The sequence below is a fragment of the Paenibacillus sp. 3LSP genome, assembly GCF_032465655.1.
Taxonomy (GTDB): Bacteria; Bacillota; Bacilli; order Paenibacillales; family Paenibacillaceae; genus Fontibacillus; species Fontibacillus barengoltzii.
Map to the genome: position 1 here is coordinate 1 of NZ_JAWDJI010000243.1, position 19,745 is coordinate 19,745.

Here is a 19,745-nt window from a genome sequence, read left to right on the forward strand (position 1 = left end):
CCCGGGGCAGGGGCGGCGGCCAGTTTGCCGCCGCTGTGCAGGAGCCCGGGCTGGACGGGTTGCGGCGCATCGCTGCGCTCGCCCGCCAGTGGGAGCAGCGGCTCGCGGAGCCGGAGCCGCTGGCTGAGGCGTCGCCGCTCGGCGCGCCTGAGGCGCCCGCCGAGCTTGGCGGATGGGTCGTCGTGGATGCCGAAGACGACCCTGATTTCGAGCCGCCGGACAGCGAGGCCGCGTCCGGCGCTGAGCCCACAGCTCCCGCGCCAGCCGGATCTGACCTGACTTCGCAAGCTCCATCTGCGTCCGTTCCTACGGATCTGGACCGCTGCTGCGGATTGCTCGTCTCCTTCGCTTATCCGGATCGGATTGCGTTCCGCCGCCCAGATGGACGGTATGTGATGCGTAACGGGCGGGGGGCGCAGCTGCTCCACAAGGATTCCTTAGGCCAATCTGCGTTCCTGGCGATTGCCGAGGTTGACGACGAGGGGACCGAAGGGCGGATTTTGCTGGCAGCCCCGTTGGAGGAAGAGGACGTGTACCGCCATCATGCGGAGGGAATTACCGAGGAGAGGCGGGCGGAATGGGATGATGCATCGGGAACAGTGCGGGCGAGAATCCGCCGGACCTTTGGCGCAATCGTGCTGCGGGAGCAGCCGGATCCGTCGCCAAGCGCGGAGCAGATTGTGCAAGCCTTGCTCGAGGCCGTTGCCACCAAAGGCGTTGCCATCTTGCCGTGGACGGAGAAGGCGAGGAAGCTGCAGGAGCGGATGATGTTTTTGCACCGCCTCAATCCGAATTGGCCGGATGTGTCCGATGATACGCTGGCCGCAACCGCGGAGGAATGGCTGGCGCCGTATTTATCCGGCGTTCGTAAGCGGTTGGATTTGCAGGCACTGTCTCTGTACAATATCCTGGAGAGTCTGCTGACTTGGCCGCAACAACAGGAGTTAAATGCCGAAGCGCCAACACACCTGCTTGTCCCCAGCGGCTCCAAAATCCAAATTCACTACGACGGCCCTCAAGCCCCTTATGCGGCGGTACGCTTGCAGGAAGTGTTTGGCATGATGGAGACACCGCGGATCGGGTTTGGACGGGTTCCCATTACGCTACATTTGTTGTCACCGGCCAGCCGTCCCGTTCAGGTTACCTCAGACCTGCGTAGCTTTTGGGAACATACCTATTTTGAGGTCAAAAAGGACTTAAAGGGGCGTTACCCGAAGCATTATTGGCCGGACGATCCGCTTCAAGCCACCGCAACCCGAAAAGTGCGGCCGGATGGACTGCGTTAACATGAGTTTGGCGTGCCATCACTGACTTGAACCGGGAAATTGAACACGAAATATCGAATAGATTCAGCGGATAAGGGGCCATTTTGGCCTAATCTAAATGAAATTTCATATAAATTTGGGCTGATGGGAGCTTATTGCCACATTTTTATATGAAAAATCATATAGATTTCCTGATTTCAACACTTTGTCACGAAATATGGTTGAAAAATCGAGTATATCGACCAAACCAGCGCCATATCCCATTTTTCAGACGCGGTGATCTTCTGAGATCGCCGCGTTTTTTGCATTTTTTAGCCGATTAATCGATTAAATAATAGAAATTTATCCTTTTATACCCATTTCTAGTATGATTTAATAGATTTGTAGGCGCTACTTAGAGATCCTCTAGGCGCCGGGATTGGCTTTGAGCGCTTACAAGAAGTGAAATGAGATCTAGCTATTTGTGGAGGTGATTGGCTGCGGCGGACAGAGGATAAGCGAGGAGCCCGTCGGATAGTTCCAAAGGGAAAGGAGAATGGTTGACGAACGCGAAAGACTCGTGACGTTGGCCCATTTCATGGATCACACAGCCAGAGTTCTTGCTGCTAGCTTTATTCCAATTCAATTTCGATTGAAAGAGAGGGATTTAAGTGATGCATTCGAAGAGAACCCATAGCTTCACCAAGAAGTGGAAGCTGTTTACTCTGACCTGTCTGGCTTTATCTCTGCTGCTGCCTGGCGGCCTGCTCCAACCGAAAGCCGCTGAGGCTGCCGATCCTTACAAAATCGTTGCCTACTATCCATCTTGGGGAGCTTATGACCGCAATTTTAATGTCTATGATATCGACGCCTCCAAGATCACCCATATCAACTATGCTTTTGCCGATATCGCCTGGGACGGCCGTCACGGCAATCCGGACCCAGCTGGTCCGAACCCTGTAACCTGGCCGACGCAGGACGAGAAGGGCCAAACCATTAACGTGCCTAACGGCACAATCGTCTTGGGAGACCCTTGGATCGATACCGGCAAGTTATTTCCCGGCGACACCTGGGATCAACCGTATGCAGGCAATATTCATCAGCTCAATAAACTCAAACAGGCGAATCCGCACCTGAAGACGATCATTTCGGTAGGCGGGTGGACCTGGTCCAATCGCTTCAGCGATGTGGCTGCCAGCCAAGTTACACGAGAGACCTTTGCCAACTCCGCTGTCGACTTCCTGCGGAAGTTTAACTTTGACGGCATTGATTTGGACTGGGAATACCCGGTTGCCGGCGGATTGCCGGGGAACAGCTATCGCCCTGAAGATAAGCAGAATTATACGAAGCTGCTTCAAGAGATCCGGAATAAGCTGGATGCCGCCGGTGCGGTCGATGGCAAAAGATATTTGCTGACGATCGCTTCAGGGGCTTCACCTTCCTTTGTCAGCAATACGGAGCTCGGCAACATCGCCTCCATCGTCGACTGGATTAATATTATGACTTATGATTTTAACGGCGGGTGGCAGCAAATTACGGCCCATAATGCGCCGCTGTATTATGATCCGGCTGCTGGCAACGCTGGCGTACCCAGCGCCACGGTCTTTAATGCCGACGCTGCAGTGCAAGGCCACTTGAACGCCGGAGTTCCCGCCAATAAATTGGTGCTTGGCATTCCGTTCTACGGTCGCGGGTGGGATGGTGTAAACAACGCTGGCAACGGTCAATACCAAAGCGCCAGCGGAGGGTCTTCCGTCGGAACGTGGGAGGCCGGTTCCTTTGATTACTATGACCTGGAAGCAAATTATATCAATAAGAACGGGTATACTCGCTACTGGAACGATACAGCCAAGGTGCCGTATCTGTATAATCCTTCGGTCCGGCGGTTTATCTCGTATGACGATCCGCAATCCATCGGCTTCAAAACCGATTATATCAAGAGCCGCGGTCTTGCCGGGGCCATGTTCTGGGAGCTGAGCGGTGACCGCAACACAACGCTGCTCACCAAGCTGAGAAACGATCTGGGCGGAAGTGTAACACCGCCGGGAGATGCAGTGGCACCTTCTACGCCAATCGGTGTAACGGTCACCTCTAAAACGGCGAGCTCCGTCACGTTAATTTGGCAGCCTTCTACCGATAACGTTGGCGTTGTGGGATACAACGTCTTCCGGAACGGAATGCAAGCGGCCAGCGTAACGGGAACGACGGCGACGATCAGCGATCTTGCCCCTGAAACGACGTATACATTTACCGTGGTTGCAAGGGATGCTGCAGGTAATGTCTCACCCGCCAGCGCTCCGGTTACGGTTACGACCGAGCCGGGAACCAACCCAGGCGACTCAACTGCTCCAACTGCACCGGGTAACGTGACGGTGACGGCCAAAACCTCAACCAGCGTCAGCCTGAGCTGGAGTGCTTCGACCGATAACGTAGGTGTGACCGGATATGAGGTATACAACGGCAGTCAGCTTGCTGCGACGGTAACGGGAACAACGGCGACGATCAGCGGCCTAGCGCCATCGACTTCCTATACGTTTACCGTGAAGGCCAAAGACGCCGCCGGCAATCTCTCGCCTTCGAGCAACGCGGTGACGGTAACTACGGATTCGGAAGGGACAGGGCCGGCAGCTTGGGCACCCTATACGTCGTATACCGTAAATCAGCTCGTAACGTATAACGGTGTGACCTATAAAGTAATTCAAGCCCATACGTCGCTGCCGGGATGGGAACCGGATAAGGTGCCCGCATTATTTCAGGTGCTTTAAGAATAAAATTTAAAATAACTAACATCATGTGTACGCTTTCATTTTTCTATTGACGCTAGGAAGAGCTTGAATTATTATAGTCACATAACCGACCGACAATTAAATGACTTTTGGCGTGTTACCATTGTTTTAGAATGGGCATGAGCCAAGGAAAGCAGACCTAGATTAACCGTAGGCTTCTTTTCTTGGCTCTTTTTTTTCGCCTATATCTCCCAATATCCGGGAATAGGCATATTGATTTCTTAAAGATGCCAGAATATAGGTAATTAGAAATAGGAGGAGAGCCATATGTTTTCAAAATGGAGAAAGAAAAATACGGAGAGTAAAGTACTGGAGATCCTTTCGCCGCTAACCGGTGAGGCTGTACCGTTAGCTCAAGTTCCAGATGAAGCGTTCGCCGGGGGCCATATGGGGCCGGGGATCGCCGTTGAACCGAGCGAAGGACGTCTGGTTTCACCGTTTGACGGTAAAGTCGTTCATGTGATCAAAAGTAACCATGCCGTGATGATGGAGCATTCGTCGGGATTGCAGTTTCTGTTCCACCTTGGAATCAATACCGTGTCGCTCAAAGGTGAGGGCTTTACCGCCCATGTCTCCGTGGGGGACAAAGTTAAAGCAGGTCAGCTGCTTATCGAATTTGATATTGCAGCCATTCGCGAAGCGGGTTATCCGGTGATTTCGCCAATTATAGTAACAAACGCCGGAGAAGTGACAAGCAGCGTTGAACCTATCACCGGTCCTGTGACGGCAGGCAGCAGCGTCATTTTGAAGGCGGTTTTACAATAAAATCCAAGAAGTAAAGAAAGGATGGTTAATGCATGCTAGCTTTTCTCCAGAAAATCGGTAAGTCATTGATGCTACCGGTTGCAACACTGCCTGCAGCGGCAATTCTGCTCAGGTTCGGCAGCATCGACTACATCAAGGATTTTCACCTGGGGGATGGTGTTGGGGGATTTCTCAACACGTATATCGCACCGTTCTTGGCAGCAGGCGGGGGAACGATCTTTGACAATCTTCCGCTGATCTTTGCTGTTGGCGTTGCGATTGGTTTGGCCGGAGATGCGGTAGCTGCTTTATCCGCCGTTATCGGTCATTTGATTTTGCTGAACGTGCTTAGTCGAGTACCCGGCATTTTCCCAGAACTCATGCAATCCGCCGATACCAAACTCGATATGGGTGTACTAGGTGGTATTATCGTAGGTTGTATCTCAGCCTATTTGTACAAACGGTACCATAATATCAAGCTGCCAGATTGGTTAGGTTTCTTTGGCGGCAAACGATTTGTTCCAATGGTCACTGCCGTAACGATGGTTATTGTAGGTTTGATTTTCGGTTTGATTTGGGGACCGGTCCAAGCAGCTTTGGATGTTTTTGGCGATTGGGTAACCAGTCTGGGCGGCATTGGTTCGGCTATTCATATCATTGCGAACCGGTTGTTGATTCCGTTTGGTCTGCACCATATCATCAACTCAATTGTATGGTTCCAAATCGGGGACTTTACGAATGCAGCAGGGGACGTCATTCATGGCGATTTGCACCGTTTCTTCGCTGGAGACAAGACAGCAGGTATGTTTATGACCGGCTTCTTCCCGATCATGATGTTTGGTCTTCCGGCCGCAGCTTTTGCGATTATTCATACGGCTAAACCGGAAAGACGCAAAATGGTAAGCTCCATCTTCTTAGGAGCGGCATTGGCATCGTTCTTGACGGGGATTACAGAACCGTTGGAATTTGCCTTCATGTTTGTCGCTCCGGTGCTCTATGGGGTTCACGCAGTGCTGTCGGGGATTGCAGCTTATGTCACTTACGCGTTGGGTATGAAGCTTGGTTTCGGCTTCTCCGCGGGTTTCATAGACTACGCAATTAACTATCAAATCTCGACCAAGCCGTTGCTGCTCATCCCAGTAGGTCTGGTTACGGCGGTTGTATACTATATCATCTTCCGCTTCTTGATTGTCAAGTTGAATTTGAAAACACCAGGTCGTGAAGACGCTGAGGATATCGCTGAATCGGTAGAGGAAGAGACTTCCGGAACAGGGAAGGGAGCTACCGACAACCGTTCAGCCAAAATTCTGGCGAACATCGGCGGACCGGAAAATATTGAGTCCGTGGATGCGTGCATTACCCGCCTTCGCCTCGTCGTCAAGGACGATAAACAGGTGAACGATGCCGCATTGAAGCAGTTGGGCGCATCGGGCGTCATGAGACTCGGCAAAGGCGCAGTCCAAGTCGTGTTCGGACCGCAATCCGAAGCGATCAAGGATGACATCAAAAAGATGCTGTAAGGTAACGCACGTATTGCATCGCAGGGCGGAATGGCAGTTCCGCCTTGCTTTTTTATTTTACGGCTTTATCACACGAAAGGATTCAATTTTTTTGTCTAACGCTTGCCAGCCTGATCTCGGGTTAGGTAAAGTTAAGTCGAACGAAAACGGCTTAAGGAGTTAGACGATGTCCTATAAATTTACGAAATGGTTGATCTTGATCATTCCAACGTTGGTGGTCGGGGTCTGGGAGGTGGTACGCCACCAATTTCTCATGCCCTTTGTGTCGATGGAGCTTGGGAATGTGCTGACACCGATTATTTTGTTTGCGGTGAGTATTACCTTGCAATATCGCTGGTTCGCAAACCTAGAACGCATGCAGGAAGAATTACAGCGGGAGCGGGCGCTGAAGGCCCGATTGGAGCAGCGGGAGCAGCTGGCTCGCGAGCTGCACGACGGAATCGCGCAATCTCTGTTCCTGCTCTCCGTCAAGGTGGACCGGGCCGAACGGCAACAACAGGCGGCAGGCAGTTCGTATGATTGGAACGGGCTGCGCAAATCAATTCATGAAGTGAACCGGTATGTACGAGAGGCGATTTCCGACCTGCGGATTCCTCCGGGCGCTCGGGAAGGTGAAGGGGATGAAGCCTCCATGTCGGCGATCGTGCGTCGGATTGCGGTGGAACAGCAACTCACGTTGCATTTGGACTGGCAATTGGAGGAAGCGGGTTGGCCGGCGAAGGCGAAGATGGTGCTGGTATCCTGCCTGCGGGAAGCGGTCATTAACGCAGCCAAGCATGCGGGCGTACAAGCCATCGAGATCTCGGCATCTGGAGATGCGCACAGTTTCACCGTCACGATTACAGATCGCGGACGCGGCTTCACGGAAGAGGCTGCAGTCAAACCAGGCCGCTACGGCCTGCAGATTATGCGGGAGCGGACGAACGAGATGGGCTGGGAACTGACAGTTGCGTCCCGGTCGGGAGAAACGATGATTCAAATTCGGGGAGGAGATGGTACAGATGAAGGTTCGCGTGTTGGTCGTGGATGATCATCCGCATGCGCGGGAAGCGATCGGGGAGATATTGGCCGAGGATGATTCATTTGAAATCGTGGCTTACGCGGAAAATGGCGACGAAGCCATCGCCCAGACGGAGCGGTGGATGCCGGATTTGATCTTGATGGATATTCGCATGCCGGGCAAGGATGGCTTGGAAACCACCCGCGAGATCAAGCTGCGCTACCCTTATGTGAAGATCGTCCTCATTACGGTATCGGATGATGCTGCTCATCTGTTTGAAGCGCTGAAGCAAGGCGCCCAGGGGTACCTGCTCAAAAATCTGGAGCCCGGAACCTGGTTGGAATATTTAAGGGCCATCGCCAGCGATGAAGCGCCATTATCCAGTGAGTTGGCATTGCGGATTTTGCAGGAGTTTCCGGTGAACAAACGATCAAACAGCGAGCAACCTCCGTTAACCGCCCGAGAACGGGAGATCCTCGGCTGGGTTGCGCAGGGTATGACCAATCGGGAGATTGCCGGGGTACTGCATATTTCCGACCAGACGGTCAAAAACCATCTCAAAAACATCTTGCAAAAGCTGCATTTGGAAAATCGGGTACAACTCACGCGTTATGCGCTGGAGCAAGGGTGGATTGACTCGCGGGGCTGATTTCAACAGCATCAGGGACAAAGCTTGAAGTTGTGATGGAAATCACAAGGCATGAATCCTTCCCGTTCTAAACTGAGAATAGCTCTTAGTTCAAGAGGGGGAAAGGCTGATGAACCAACGTTTGGGTGCTGTTGCCCGGTTGATTGCGGCCGGGATGCTATTGCTAACGGGATGTGCTGACGCCCCAGGGCGCTATATCGGCGGTTCTGAACCGGCAGCGGAAACGGCAGGACCGGTGAAGTCGTTTACTGTTTATGCCAGTTCTTCAGGATATGACTTGACAGAAATTAAGGTCAAAAAGGGCGATACGGTGCAAATTACGCTCGAAAATACCCAAGGGATGCATTCGCTGAAAATCAAGGGATACAACAAAGAAGTTCGCGGCGGCAAAACGATTACGTTTACGGCTGACCAAGCCGGAACCTTTGAGTACTCCTGCAACATCTCCTGTGGGAAGAACCATAAGCAAATGAAAGGCGTCCTGATCGTAAAATAACAAGCTGACGGCTCATCCCCATAGATGAAGCCGTCAGCTTGTTTTGATAATTACCTCAAAAATACCCTAACTGTTCCTTGGCTGTCTCCGACATATGCTCCGGCGACCAGCGCGGCTCCCAGACGATGTCGATGACGGGGTTTTGGATGCCAAGTTGATCATGAAGTACCCATCGAACACCGCCCACGATGGTATCATGCATCGGACAGCCAGGTGTTGTTAAGGTCATTTGAATGTAAACTTGATCCTCTTCTTCCCGAATATCGTATACCAGCCCAAGATCCACGATATTTACCCCAAGCTCGGGATCATAAACCTCACGCAGGCATTCACGGATTTGTTCAATTTTATTCATGGCGACTCCCTCCATTTGTAATGTCGTTAATGAGCAAACACCATCGCGATTATAGCGATGTAAGCCACCGAAACGATAGATAATACGGCGCCTCCAACGGCAATCCCGATCGAGGAGCCGGTCACGATGCCAATAAGGACGGTCAAATTCGCGCAAAGCATCAAGGTCAACCCAAGATTCACTTTCCGTTCGTTCAACAGGTCGGCCAGCACCGGGGTTCCCGGGTGTCCGGCTTGTTTGCCGTATTTGTAGGTCCACCATAGGAACGGTACAATTTTGGACAGGTAGCCAAGCACCGTAAACGAGACCCAGCAGCTTAAGTAAACAAAGCCAGCGGTAAGAATGGTTTGGGTTTCCAGCAGTTGCCCCGGTGACAGCAGCGCCCGTACCGCAAACATGACCGCAAAGGCGGCAAAGATTTGGCTCCCGGTCACCGTCCACTCAATGCCTGCCCCCGGGCTGCGCTTATGCCGTTTATTACGGATTTGCAGCAGATGAACGTTATAACAAAGGACGGCAACGACGATCAGGAGCAGTGCAGCGATTTTGAAGCCTGTCGGTAAACCAAACAGAAAGGAAGCCGCGCCCAGCAGAACTCCTGCGTTCCATACGCCCCAAACGACGAATTCCAGACGAGTTGGATAGTCATGGGACAAGTAAAACATCGGCAGCAGCTTATAACTGAACCCGGTGATCAACAGTCCAAACCAGCCTAATGTTCCTAGCCAAATATGCGTGCCAAATAGGTTTTCGTGCAAATCGTTGTATAGACCGGTCGCAAAATTGATCCCCATCGCCAACCCGGATAACCCCGTGAGCAGCAGGTAAAATATCGCGCAGGCGGTGCTCATGGTGATTGCGTTCCACGTTCTGGCCCGCAGCAACGTAGCGGTCAGGTTCCAGACGAACAAGACAACTCCTGAGAATGCAATTGTCGCAAAGCCGCCAATCCAATACGTATCGCCTTGAATGAAACCAAACAGCAGACCAAACAGCCCAATGGTAAACAGCGCAAAATGCACATACCCGAGACGTTCACTGTAAATATTTGACTGCAAAATAACGTTGATCAGCTGGTAGACGGCACCCATTGCCAGCATGGTTGCCCAGCCCAGTACAAACAGGTGGACCTGGAACCAGCCAGCCGGGCCGCGGATATCATCGCCGATCCAGCCCGTGAGCGACATCAGGGAGGTGGCGTGAAACAGGACGAATCCGAAGATTCCGGTGACGATAAAGAGAAAAGGCAGGCGGGACATGGCTGGCATCAGGTTCACCTCCTTAAGGTTTGCGGATCTGGACTTTGGCGGTTCCATCCGGTTGTTCTTCCACTGTATAGGTGCAGCCCAAGCTGTTTAACTCTTCGATTAGAAATACGGGTACTCGGTCGTTGTGAATATGCACCTCATCCCCTGACTTACAGCGATCCAGTGCCGCCAGCGTCCGGACCATCGGTTGCGGTGGTTCCAGACCGCGGTTGTCCAGCGTGATGATGTTGGGACTGGCGGTATTTTCGCTGGAAACCGCCGTTGATATCGGAGCAGCATCTGCTGTTGCTTCAATCGATTCGTTTTCTTCTTCGAGCCATGCTTTGTTTTTCTTATGAACAAATGTGGTAACCCAATGCTCTTTGTCCTGCATCACGGATTTGCCCACGAGCCCTTTCATTTTCAACAGCTTGAGCAGAGGAGTCGGTTTGAACGGAGCGTGTAGCACGAAGAGATCATCTTTCTCTAGCTTCTTAACGGTGTCCATGATGAGCTGGAACGGCTCCAGCTTGTTGCGTAGTTGCTCTCGGACGTCGAGCTCTATGATTTTGGTATCTTGTCGATTCATCCAACGTCACCTCGTTTATGAATTTACATGAATAGGGTAGTCCTTAATGGCTCATCACCGGTGCTCCATGATCCGTTCCGTCCTGAGTTACGCGCAAGATCGCCGTAGCGCCGAGGTTGGCGTCCCTCAGTTGATGGGTAAGGATTGGATAATCCCCTTCCTCTGTAACGGTAAATTCAACGACTGCGCCGCCGCCGGCTGGAAGCAATACGGTCTGCATTCCGTACAGCTGGTTGTTTGGATTCCCGTCCAGATAAACGCGATCAAAGGTCGTCCCGACCACATGGAACGAAGAAACGTGATTTGGCCCTGCATTGATGACGTACAAGCGGACCTGGTCGCCAACTTTGGCGAGGAACGGATGGTCTTTTAACGTAAAGTCATCGCCATTGAATACCACAACCTCCGGATCGCCTTGTTGAAACGCATCCAGATCATTGGCCGCATACCATTCACTTTGGACCATCGTATATTCTCGATCGATTTCCGAGTCCGTTGGGTAACCGTCTGTCGGTTCGACGATGATCATCCCGTACATCCCATTAGCCACATGCAGCAGCACCGGACTAACTCCGCAATGATACATGAACACGCCTGGCGTGGTGGCGGGATAAGTAAACGTGCCGTGCTCGTTAGGCATCACGTCAATGAACTTCTTGCTTGGAGCGGCATGGACCGCATGGAAATCCATGGAGTGCGGCATGTCGGGATCTAAGTTTTTTAAGGTAAACTCCAGCTGATCGCCTTGCTTTACCCGCAACACCGGACCAGGGGCGGTTCCGTTAAACGTCCAAGCCGGATAAGTGACACCTTCGGAGATCTCGATATCCGCCTGCTGCGCAGTCATTTCAATGCGGACGGTATGGCCTTCCCGTCTAATGATCGGCTCCACGGGCGGTGGATGGAGATGCAGCTCTTCCGCTTGCAGGGGAGGGGCACTGACCTGAGGGGGCTCCGACGGGAACGCAAACCATGCTGCGGCAATCATGATCAGACAGCATAAGCTAATCAACAGAAGCTTTGGGATGTTCCGCGATTTCATCGGTCATTCCTCTTTCTCTCTATAATGGTGAAGGAAATGGCTCCTTGATGTACTTTCATCGTACGACGGGTCCGAAGACCGCATTGTGATAGGTATCACATGAAAGTTGTCGAAAATGTTGTCATTTGATTCCCATTCTCATTGCATAAATAAGTTAATTCCGATCTGTTTGATATTGTATTCGCGGGGCAGATGAAGTAAGATGGTAGGTATATTCCAACCGAATATAGCGGAAATAGGTGTTTCGGCCGAGCATGGCTGAAGCTTAAAAGGGAAGTCCGGTGCAATACCGGCGCGGTCCCGCCACTGTAACGGAGGAGTCGGATGTATGAGATGCCACTGGTGACAATCACTGGGAAGGCTGCATCCGGCGAAGATCCCGGAGCCAGGAGACCTGCCTATTTCAACAGCACTGCAGTACCTACGGGAGATAGGGAGGTGTTAAAGTTGCAAGCCATCGAACAACGGATCGAAGGTCCTCTTTAGCCATGCTATCGAGGACCTTTTTTGTGTTTTTTACGGACTTAGTATGATTGATCAAACCAATGGGAGGAAATGAACATGGGGAACTTTTTGAGTGGTAATCTGGGGTATCCCAGAATCGGTGGACAACGGGATTGGAAGAAGCAAATCGAGGCATATTGGTCAGGGAAAATCACAGAGCCGGAGCTTCATGCTCGATTAAAAGAGATTCGCTTGAACAACCTGCGTGTGCAGCGGGATCGGGGGCTTGATATCATACCGGTTGGTGATTTTACGTATTATGATCACGTTCTGGATACGGCGACGATGTTTGGGCTTGTACCGGAGCGCTTCGCTTGGAACGGGGAACAAATCTCGCTTGATCTGTATTACGCGATCGCAAGAGGCAATGACGAAGCAACCGCCAGCGAGATGACCAAATGGTTTAATACGAACTACCATTATATCGTACCTGAGCTGGGGAACCGTGATCCCAAGTTGACTGTCAATCGGCCGCTGCAAGCCTATCTGGAGGCGAAACAGGAGCTCGGGATCAACGGAAGGCCTGTTCTGCTCGGACTGTTTACGTTGCTGAAGTTATCCAAAGGGGAAACCGCGGGGGAGGCTGAAACTTGGACCCAAAAGCTGCTGCCTCTGTACGTACAGGTGTTGCGCGAACTGGAGGCAGCGGGTGCAGATTGGGTGCAAATCGATGAACCGGCTGTTGTTGTCTCTTTAAGTGAGGAGGACGTACTACAGCTTCGCTTGATCTACAAGACGATTACGCAGGAGGTTCCGGGATTGCGACTGATGCTCCAAACCTATTTTGATGCGGTCGAACGGTATGATGAACTGATTGAACTGCCGGTGCACGGTTTGGGATTGGATTTCGTTCATGGCCGGGAAGGTAACCTCGAATCACTCCGGCGTTCCGGCTTCCCTGCTGACAAGACGCTAGGTGCGGGACTGATTGACGGGCGGAATATTTGGCGTACGGATTTAGATGAGGCACTAAACCTGCTGAAGGTGATTTCGCTTCAGGCCGGAGCGTCGGAGGTCATCGTGCAGCCTTCTTGCAGCTTGCTACATGTCCCGGTATCTGTAACAAGGGAGGAGCGGCTGCATCCGGTATTGCACGATGCGCTGGCCTTTGCCGAGCAGAAGCTGGAGGAGTTGGTGAGCTTATGCAAGGCGGTTCACGGAGAAGGAGCGGAGCCGGTGCAGTTCACCGAGAATCGACGGGCTTTGGCTGCGCTTGCTGCAGATCCAGCCCGCAACCTTCCATTCGTACGGGAAGAAGCAGCGCAGGCCGCAGCTGCTCCGGCTGAGCGCGCCAGCGATTTCGCCGAACGGCGGCGGAAGCAGCAGGCGAAGTGGCAGCTGCCGTTCCTGCCGACTACAACGATTGGCAGTTTCCCGCAAACCGCCGAGGTGCGGGCTGCAAGGCAGAAGTGGCGTAAAGGTGAGTGGAGCGCGGAGAAGTACGAAGCGTTCATCCAAGCGGAGATCCGCAGATGGGTGGAGTTTCAAGAGGAGATCGGGCTCGACGTATTGGTGCACGGTGAGTTTGAGCGGACCGATATGGTGGAGTTTTTTGGCGAGAAGCTCCCAGGATTTGCGTTTACGCAAGGAGGCTGGGTCCAGTCCTATGGAACGCGCTGCGTGAAGCCTCCGATCATTTATGGAGACGTCGAATTTGCTGGGCCAATGACCGTGAAGGAAACGGCCTACGCCCAAAGCCTGACGAACAAACCGGTGAAAGGCATGTTAACAGGTCCGATCACGATCTTGAACTGGTCCTTTGTTCGCAGTGACCTGTCCCGGGAGCAGGTGGCTTATCAAATTGCATTGGCCTTGCGAAAGGAAGTCGAAGTGTTGGAGGAAGCGGGAATTGAAATGATCCAGGTGGACGAGCCTGCGCTGCGCGAAGGACTGCCGCTGAAGCAGAAGGACTGGTCGAACTATTTGAACTGGGCAGTGAAGGCGTTCCGGATGACGACTTCATCGGTACGGGATACGACGCAAATTCATACGCATATGTGCTACTGCGAATTTGACGATATCTTGGAAGAGATCCGTGCGCTGGATGCGGATGTTATCTCGATCGAAACTTCACGGAGCCACGGCGAGCTGATCCACAGTTTTGAGAAGCATACGTATCCACTTGGAATCGGGTTAGGGGTTTACGACATTCACAGTCCGCGCGTCCCGTCCGCGGAGGAGATGATACGATTGATCGAGCGAGCGATTCAAGTGTTAGATCCGGAATTGTTCTGGGTCAACCCTGATTGCGGTTTGAAAACGAGGGGACAACAGGAGACAGTCGCAGCTTTGAAACAAATGACGGCGGCAGCAGAGCAGGTTCGCAGCAAATTTAGAAGAGGAATACAGGCGGAAACGGAAGTGGATAAAGTTTGAATTTTTTGAATCTGTAATTGACAAAGTGGTAGTTAGTGATTATTATAACTATTGTTAAACTAGTTGCAAGATAATATATAGTAACTAAGGAAAATAAAGTAGAAAAGAAGAGTCGGAGGGAAACACAAATGTCTCAAGTTTTATTTGTTAAGGCTAATAATCGCCCAGCAGAGCAATCTGCAACCGTAAAGTTGTACGAAAGCTTCTTGCAAACGTACAAAGAAACTCATCCTCATGATGAAATCATCGAATTGAACCTGTTTGAGTTGGACCTGCCTTACTATGATTTGGATATGCTGAACGGGCTGTTCAAAGTCAATAACGGGATTCCAACAACGCCAGAAGAGCAAAAAGCTGCTGACTTGGCTAACGGCTATTTGGAGCAATTTCTGAATGCGGATAAGGTCGTATTTGCATTCCCGCTATGGAACTTCACGATTCCAGCACAGCTGTTGACGTACCTGTTCTACTTGAACCAAGCGGGTAAAACGTTCAAGTACACCGAACAAGGTCCGGTGGGCTTGGTTGGCGATAAGAAAGTAGCGTTGCTGCAAGCGCGTGGCGGTGTTTATTCCGAAGGTCCTGCGACTGCGCTGGAAATGTCCCTGAACTATGTGAAGAACACCCTGGCCTTCTGGGGCATTAACGATCCGGAAGTCGTTGTGGTTGAAGGACACAACCAATTCCAAGACCGCGCCGAAGAAATCATTCATGATGGCGTAAAACGCGCTGCCGAACTGGCTGCTAAATTCTAATTGAACTGATTCATTAATTCAGAAGCCTGAGCCGTTTCATGATGGTTCAGGCTTTTTTCTTCTTGACCAATGAAGCAGGGAATAAATAAAATGAGAATAATTGAAATTCTAACAATATTAGAAAAATATCCCTATAGTCACTGATCAAGGAGTTATAATAATGAGAATCGTGTACGAGTATGTTCGGTTGTTTGCGATCATGACGATGAACCACAAAATCGGTTTCCTATGGTATCTGGTGTTTCCGCTCTTTCTCTTTTTTGTATATCATGCACCATGGCTAATGCAGCAACCGGAAGAAGACACTTTTATTCATCAGTCTAGCTTGTTTATCTCCTATATCACTTTAGTGATGTCTGTAGAAGTGACTACAAGTCTAATTTCGTTACGAGAAACGGGCTTTTTAAAAATGTTTAAATTCGTTTCTGGCAGCAAAAATGGCGTAATACTAGGCAAATTGATCAGCCAGCTTGTGTTCCTCATCCTCATGATTCTGTTGTTCACCGCAATTACAGGGACTTTATATTTGAACAGTTATGCGCATTTTCTCCCCTTTGTAATGACCGCTTTAACCTCCAGCCTGATTGGCGGGCTTGCGGTTTCCCTGTTTGTTCTGAACATTCTATTCTTGCCTGTCCGACAGGAAGCATTAATGACCCTTCTCAATATCTCGGTGCTGGTGATGTTTTTGATATCGGCCAACTCAGATTCCTTGCCGTTTCCGCTTGGGCATGTGATGGCTTTCATTAACCCGCTGGAGTACGTTCGGAATTTGACTTTCGTCTTTGCAGAGTGGTTTACAGGCCAACCGATCAGCCACTTGTCTTCCGTTTATCTATTTCTTATCACAGGCCTTTACATGGGGTTGGGAACGACAGGCTTCAAATGGATTAAAATTGTATCCCCCACTTACCGCACTTGAACGAAGGAGGAACCGATGATCACCATTCGTCATTTAAGCTATACCTATAAGAAGTCCGATCGTAAGGTCTTAAACGATTTGTGTGCAGACTTTGAAGCGGGGAAGATTCAGGTCTTGATTGGAAAAAATGGTTCAGGAAAAACAACTCTTTTTGACTTAATCGCCGGCGTAATCCAACGCCCGAAAGAAATTGTCGGCGTTCCTCATGATACGGAGATCCTATATAAATTGCAAGGCTTGTTATTTCCCAATGTGTTGAAGGGGAAGGATTTATTTCGTTTCTATCTTCACACAGATCATTCAAATAAGATCAAAGTAACTAACACCCCCTATACGGATTCGTGGATGAACCCATCGGAAATGGAATTTATGGAGAGAGCCTGGAACACTCCGTTTGGACAATTATCCGTTGGAGAAAGAAGATTTTTGAGTATCTTGGCGGCCACACTGATGAAGAGGAAGTTATACATCTTTGATGAACCTACGTCCGGTGTTGATCCTGAAGCCAGAATCCGAATTTTGCGAAGAATTGAACTTCTGGCTCAAGCCGGTCGGATCGTTCTGTTATCCAGCCATACCCTGCATGATTTTCAGAAAGTGGATTGTAAAATTCATCTCCTGAACCAAGGAAGGTTCACATTTGAAGGTACCTATGATCAGTTTGTGAAATCTTATTCTGATGCGAATCCCGACGATATTTTTGCTGAACGTTTAACACAGTAAGCCCAAGAAACTCCTGCTGGCTAGGTAGCGTGTCCAGTCGCATGGGTTTCTTTTTCATATTTTGGGAGGGGGATGTTCGATTTGCACCAAAGTGCCGAATACAATTATACTCACCTTATATACTTGGAGGAGTTGCGATCATGATGAACGAAATGGAAATCGTTGTAAAACTGTGTCTCGCGCTATTGTTCGGGCTATTTATCGGGATCGATCGGCAATTAAAGCAGAAACCGCTGGGCATCAAGACAAGTATGGTCATTTGTATTGCCAGCTGCTTGGTTACGATTGTGTCGATCGAGGCGTTTGCTAAATTCGCTGGACCAGATCATCCGAACATGGATCCGATGCGGCTGGCAGCGCAAATCGTCAGCGGGATCGGTTTCCTGGGGGCAGGGGCGATCCTTCGCCGAAGCAATGAAGGAATCTCCGGCCTGACCTCTGCGGCGATGATCTGGGCAGCGTCAGGGATTGGTATCGCGATCGGAACCGGCTTCTACCTCGCGGCTGCATTAACGGTGGTTTTACTCATCATTTCCGTGAATGTTGTACCTTATATCATTAAATGGATTGGACCATATAAGCTGAATCAACGTGACGTCTCCATCAAAATCGTCATGGAGGATCATGGCAACGTCACCGAACTGATTCGGATCATTGAATGCAGCGGGGATCTGGAACAAACATCGAAGATGAACAAGCACCGGATTCGGCGGCTGAAGATCAAAGACCTGGAGGAGGGCCGCCAGCGCGTCGATATGGTGATTACCGCATCCGAGAAGGAGTATACGACGGAGCTGTACCATTTTCTCCGGAAGATTAACCATGTCATCAGTGTGGAAGTAGAAAATCTCTAGTTTCAACATTAACATTGTTTAACTTCAGTTTAAATTCGATATGTAGTCTTTTTCCTAGAGCCGGTATGTCCGGCTCGTCTTGTTTCAGATAGAGAGGGAAGGGAAGAGAACCACATGCCAAGGAATAACCCTAACTTAAAAAATATAGATGATCAAGTGAGCCAAAGCGGAGGAAGTTCAAAGGCGTTTTTTCGCCTGATGCGAGAAACGAAACCGCCGCTGCCGCTCTTTGTTGTCGCGATCGTCCTCAGCCTCCTGTCAACGTTGGTCAGCCTCGTCATTCCGATGTTCACGAAAAATCTCGTTGACGGTTTTTCGCTGTCTTCCATCAGCGGGTCGCAGATCTTGTGGATCGGTGCTGCATTTATCGGGATGTCCGTCGCTTCCGGCGTATCGATCTTCCTGCTGAATTATACTGGTCAGCGCATGGTTGCCAGCCTTCGGGATCGATTGTGGAAGAAGATGCTCCGCTTGCCGGTATCCTACTTCGACAATACTCGAACCGGGGAGTCGGTCAGTCGAATGACGAATGACACCGGAATTCTCAAAACGTTGATCTCCGAACAAGTCTCCGGCTTTATCAGCGGGATTATCTCGATACTAGGTGCGGTAGCCGTCCTGTTTTATTTGAACTGGAAAATGACCCTGGTCATGTCCGCGGTGATCCCTCTCGCCGCACTGATCCTTGTGCCGCTGGGCCGGACGATGTATAAAATCTCACTGGCTATGCAGGACGAGACCGCCTCGTTTACAGCGGCCTTAAGCCAGGTGTTGTCCGAAATCCGCCTGGTCAAAGCATCGAATGCGGAGCGGCAGGAATACGAAAGCGGCAACCAAGCGATCGGCAGACTGCTCTCCTTCGGTGTACGGGAGGGTAAAGTCATGGCATGGATTAGCCCCTTTATGGCCTTTGTGATGATGATGCTGCTTGTCGTGGTGATTGGCTACGGCGGGATGCAGGTAGCGAACGGCGGGCTGTCCGCCGGAGAATTGGTGGCGTTTATTTTGTACCTCGTTCAGATTGTCATGCCGATGACGCAGTTGACGACGTTTTTCACCCAACTTCAGAAAGCGAAAGGGGCAACCGAGCGGATTCTTCAAACGCTGGATGCCGAGGAAGAGCCTTTTGACCAAGGACAGGAGATTACCAAGGCGGATCAGCCGTTAATCGTGGACGGAGTTACCTTCGCGTACAATCCGGAAGAGCCGGTACTGCAGGACGTTTCGTTTACGATGGAACCGGGAACCGTAACCGCAGTTGTAGGCCCCAGCGGCGGCGGCAAAACGACGTTGTTTGCCTTGTTGGAGCGGTTTTATACACCGCAGCAGGGCAGCATCCGCTTGGGGGACGCCCCCATCGATTCATTCTCGCTGCGCTCCTGGCGCGGAATGATTGGCTACGTCTCACAAGAAAGTCCGATCATCGCCGGAACAATCCGTGAGAATCTGTGCTACGGCATCGAGCGCGAAGTCAGCGAAGCGGAGCTGAAGCGGGCGGCGGAGATGGCGTATGCGGATGGCTTTATCGCCGAACTGCCAAACGGGTTCGATACCGATGTCGGCGAACGCGGGGTTAAGCTGTCCGGGGGACAGCGACAGCGGATCGCCATTGCGCGTGCATTACTGCGTGATCCGAACATCCTCATGCTGGACGAAGCTACCTCGAGCCTGGACAGCCGCTCGGAAATTGTAGTTCAGAAGGCACTGAATAACCTGATGAAGGGTCGGACAACGATTGTTATTGCCCACCGGCTCTCGACCGTCATTGGGGCAGATCAGTTGATTTTTATTGAAAAAGGGAAGGTTACGGGCCGAGGCACACATGAGCAGCTCTTGCGCCAGCACGCCATGTATCGCGAGTTCGCCTCACAGCAGCTGCAAATCGCCGCAAGCCAAGAAGAGTCAGAACCGATTGATAACGAGGAGGAAGAGATGTAAC

The 19,745-nt window shown here is 51.1% G+C and carries 17 protein-coding genes and 1 riboswitch; of the genes, 13 read left to right on the forward strand and 4 right to left on the reverse strand.

The window, feature by feature from the left end; translation table 11 throughout:
* From RW092_RS21265 to RW092_RS21295, 7 genes are all read left to right on the forward strand, one after another.
* Positions 1-1,286: ATP-dependent helicase C-terminal domain-containing protein (locus RW092_RS21265; protein ID WP_316011225.1), on the forward strand; the 1,286-nt coding region annotated here is incomplete at its 5' end.
* A 632-nt stretch (positions 1,287-1,918) separates the two neighbouring features.
* Positions 1,919-4,009, forward strand: coding sequence for a glycosyl hydrolase family 18 protein (locus tag RW092_RS21270; RefSeq protein WP_316011226.1), 2,091 nt, complete (start codon positions 1,919-1,921; stop codon positions 4,007-4,009).
* Positions 4,010-4,297: 288 nt separating this feature from the next.
* Entirely contained in the window at positions 4,298-4,795 is a 498-nt protein-coding gene (locus tag RW092_RS21275; RefSeq protein ID WP_127575474.1) for a PTS sugar transporter subunit IIA, read from the forward strand.
* A gap of 32 nt (positions 4,796-4,827) precedes the next feature.
* Positions 4,828-6,294, forward strand: a complete 1,467-nt coding sequence (gene nagE / locus RW092_RS21280; protein ID WP_016312327.1) for an N-acetylglucosamine-specific PTS transporter subunit IIBC — start codon at positions 4,828-4,830, stop codon at positions 6,292-6,294.
* Between the two features lie 166 nt (positions 6,295-6,460).
* Positions 6,461-7,324 carry a sensor histidine kinase gene (locus tag RW092_RS21285; RefSeq protein WP_016312326.1) on the forward strand — a complete coding sequence of 288 codons (864 nt, stop codon included), beginning with the start codon at positions 6,461-6,463 and terminating at the stop codon, positions 7,322-7,324.
* Positions 7,296-7,943: a response regulator gene (locus RW092_RS21290; protein ID WP_016312325.1), complete on the forward strand. Its 648-nt coding sequence runs from the start codon at positions 7,296-7,298 to the stop codon at positions 7,941-7,943. The genes RW092_RS21285 and RW092_RS21290 overlap by 29 nt, the downstream gene beginning before the upstream one ends.
* A 109-nt stretch (positions 7,944-8,052) precedes the next feature.
* Positions 8,053-8,439 (forward strand): cupredoxin domain-containing protein, encoded by a 387-nt coding sequence (locus RW092_RS21295; protein WP_028538952.1) that lies wholly within the window; start codon positions 8,053-8,055, stop codon positions 8,437-8,439.
* Between the two features lie 55 nt (positions 8,440-8,494).
* Here the strand turns inward: RW092_RS21295 and RW092_RS21300 are convergent, their stop codons facing one another.
* From RW092_RS21300 to RW092_RS21315, 4 genes are read right to left on the reverse strand one after another with little or no spacing between them, the layout of a single operon-like run.
* The gene (locus tag RW092_RS21300; RefSeq protein ID WP_016312323.1) at positions 8,495-8,794 is read right to left on the reverse strand and encodes a metal-sulfur cluster assembly factor; all 300 of its coding nucleotides are present in this window, start codon (positions 8,792-8,794) and stop codon (positions 8,495-8,497) included.
* Positions 8,795-8,820: 26 nt separating this feature from the next.
* A complete protein-coding gene (locus tag RW092_RS21305) occupies positions 8,821-10,062 on the reverse strand; it encodes a heme-copper oxidase family protein (RefSeq protein WP_085279674.1) in 1,242 nt (413 codons plus the stop codon).
* A gap of 13 nt (positions 10,063-10,075) precedes the next feature.
* Positions 10,076-10,630 carry a DUF2249 domain-containing protein gene (locus tag RW092_RS21310; protein ID WP_028538950.1) on the reverse strand — a complete coding sequence of 185 codons (555 nt, stop codon included), beginning with the start codon at positions 10,628-10,630 and terminating at the stop codon, positions 10,076-10,078.
* 43 nt (positions 10,631-10,673) lie between these two features.
* Complete coding sequence (locus RW092_RS21315) at positions 10,674-11,672, reverse strand: multicopper oxidase domain-containing protein (protein WP_028538949.1); 999 nt, start codon at positions 11,670-11,672, stop codon at positions 10,674-10,676.
* 220 nt (positions 11,673-11,892) lie between these two features.
* Positions 11,893-12,088, forward strand: a riboswitch (cobalamin riboswitch).
* Between the two features lie 145 nt (positions 12,089-12,233).
* Here RW092_RS21315 and metE point away from each other — a divergent pair.
* The 6 genes from metE (at position 12,234) to RW092_RS21345 (ending at position 19,744) form a co-directional block, all read left to right on the forward strand.
* Complete coding sequence (gene metE, locus RW092_RS21320) at positions 12,234-14,552, forward strand: 5-methyltetrahydropteroyltriglutamate--homocysteine S-methyltransferase (RefSeq protein WP_316011227.1); 2,319 nt, start codon at positions 12,234-12,236, stop codon at positions 14,550-14,552.
* 128 nt (positions 14,553-14,680) lie between these two features.
* The gene (locus RW092_RS21325; protein WP_016312318.1) at positions 14,681-15,307 is read left to right on the forward strand and encodes an FMN-dependent NADH-azoreductase; all 627 of its coding nucleotides are present in this window, start codon (positions 14,681-14,683) and stop codon (positions 15,305-15,307) included.
* Between the two features lie 199 nt (positions 15,308-15,506).
* On the forward strand, positions 15,507-16,229 hold the full coding sequence (locus RW092_RS21330; protein WP_167669307.1) for a hypothetical protein: 723 nt from the start codon (positions 15,507-15,509) through the stop codon (positions 16,227-16,229).
* A 15-nt stretch (positions 16,230-16,244) separates the two neighbouring features.
* Positions 16,245-16,952, forward strand: coding sequence for an AAA family ATPase (locus tag RW092_RS21335; protein WP_016312316.1), 708 nt, complete (start codon positions 16,245-16,247; stop codon positions 16,950-16,952).
* A 140-nt stretch (positions 16,953-17,092) separates the two neighbouring features.
* Positions 17,093-17,806: an MgtC/SapB family protein gene (locus RW092_RS21340; protein ID WP_016312315.1), complete on the forward strand. Its 714-nt coding sequence runs from the start codon at positions 17,093-17,095 to the stop codon at positions 17,804-17,806.
* 198 nt (positions 17,807-18,004) lie between these two features.
* Positions 18,005-19,744, forward strand: a complete 1,740-nt coding sequence (locus RW092_RS21345) for an ABC transporter ATP-binding protein (protein WP_316011228.1) — start codon at positions 18,005-18,007, stop codon at positions 19,742-19,744.
* Position 19,745 lies beyond the last annotated feature (1 nt).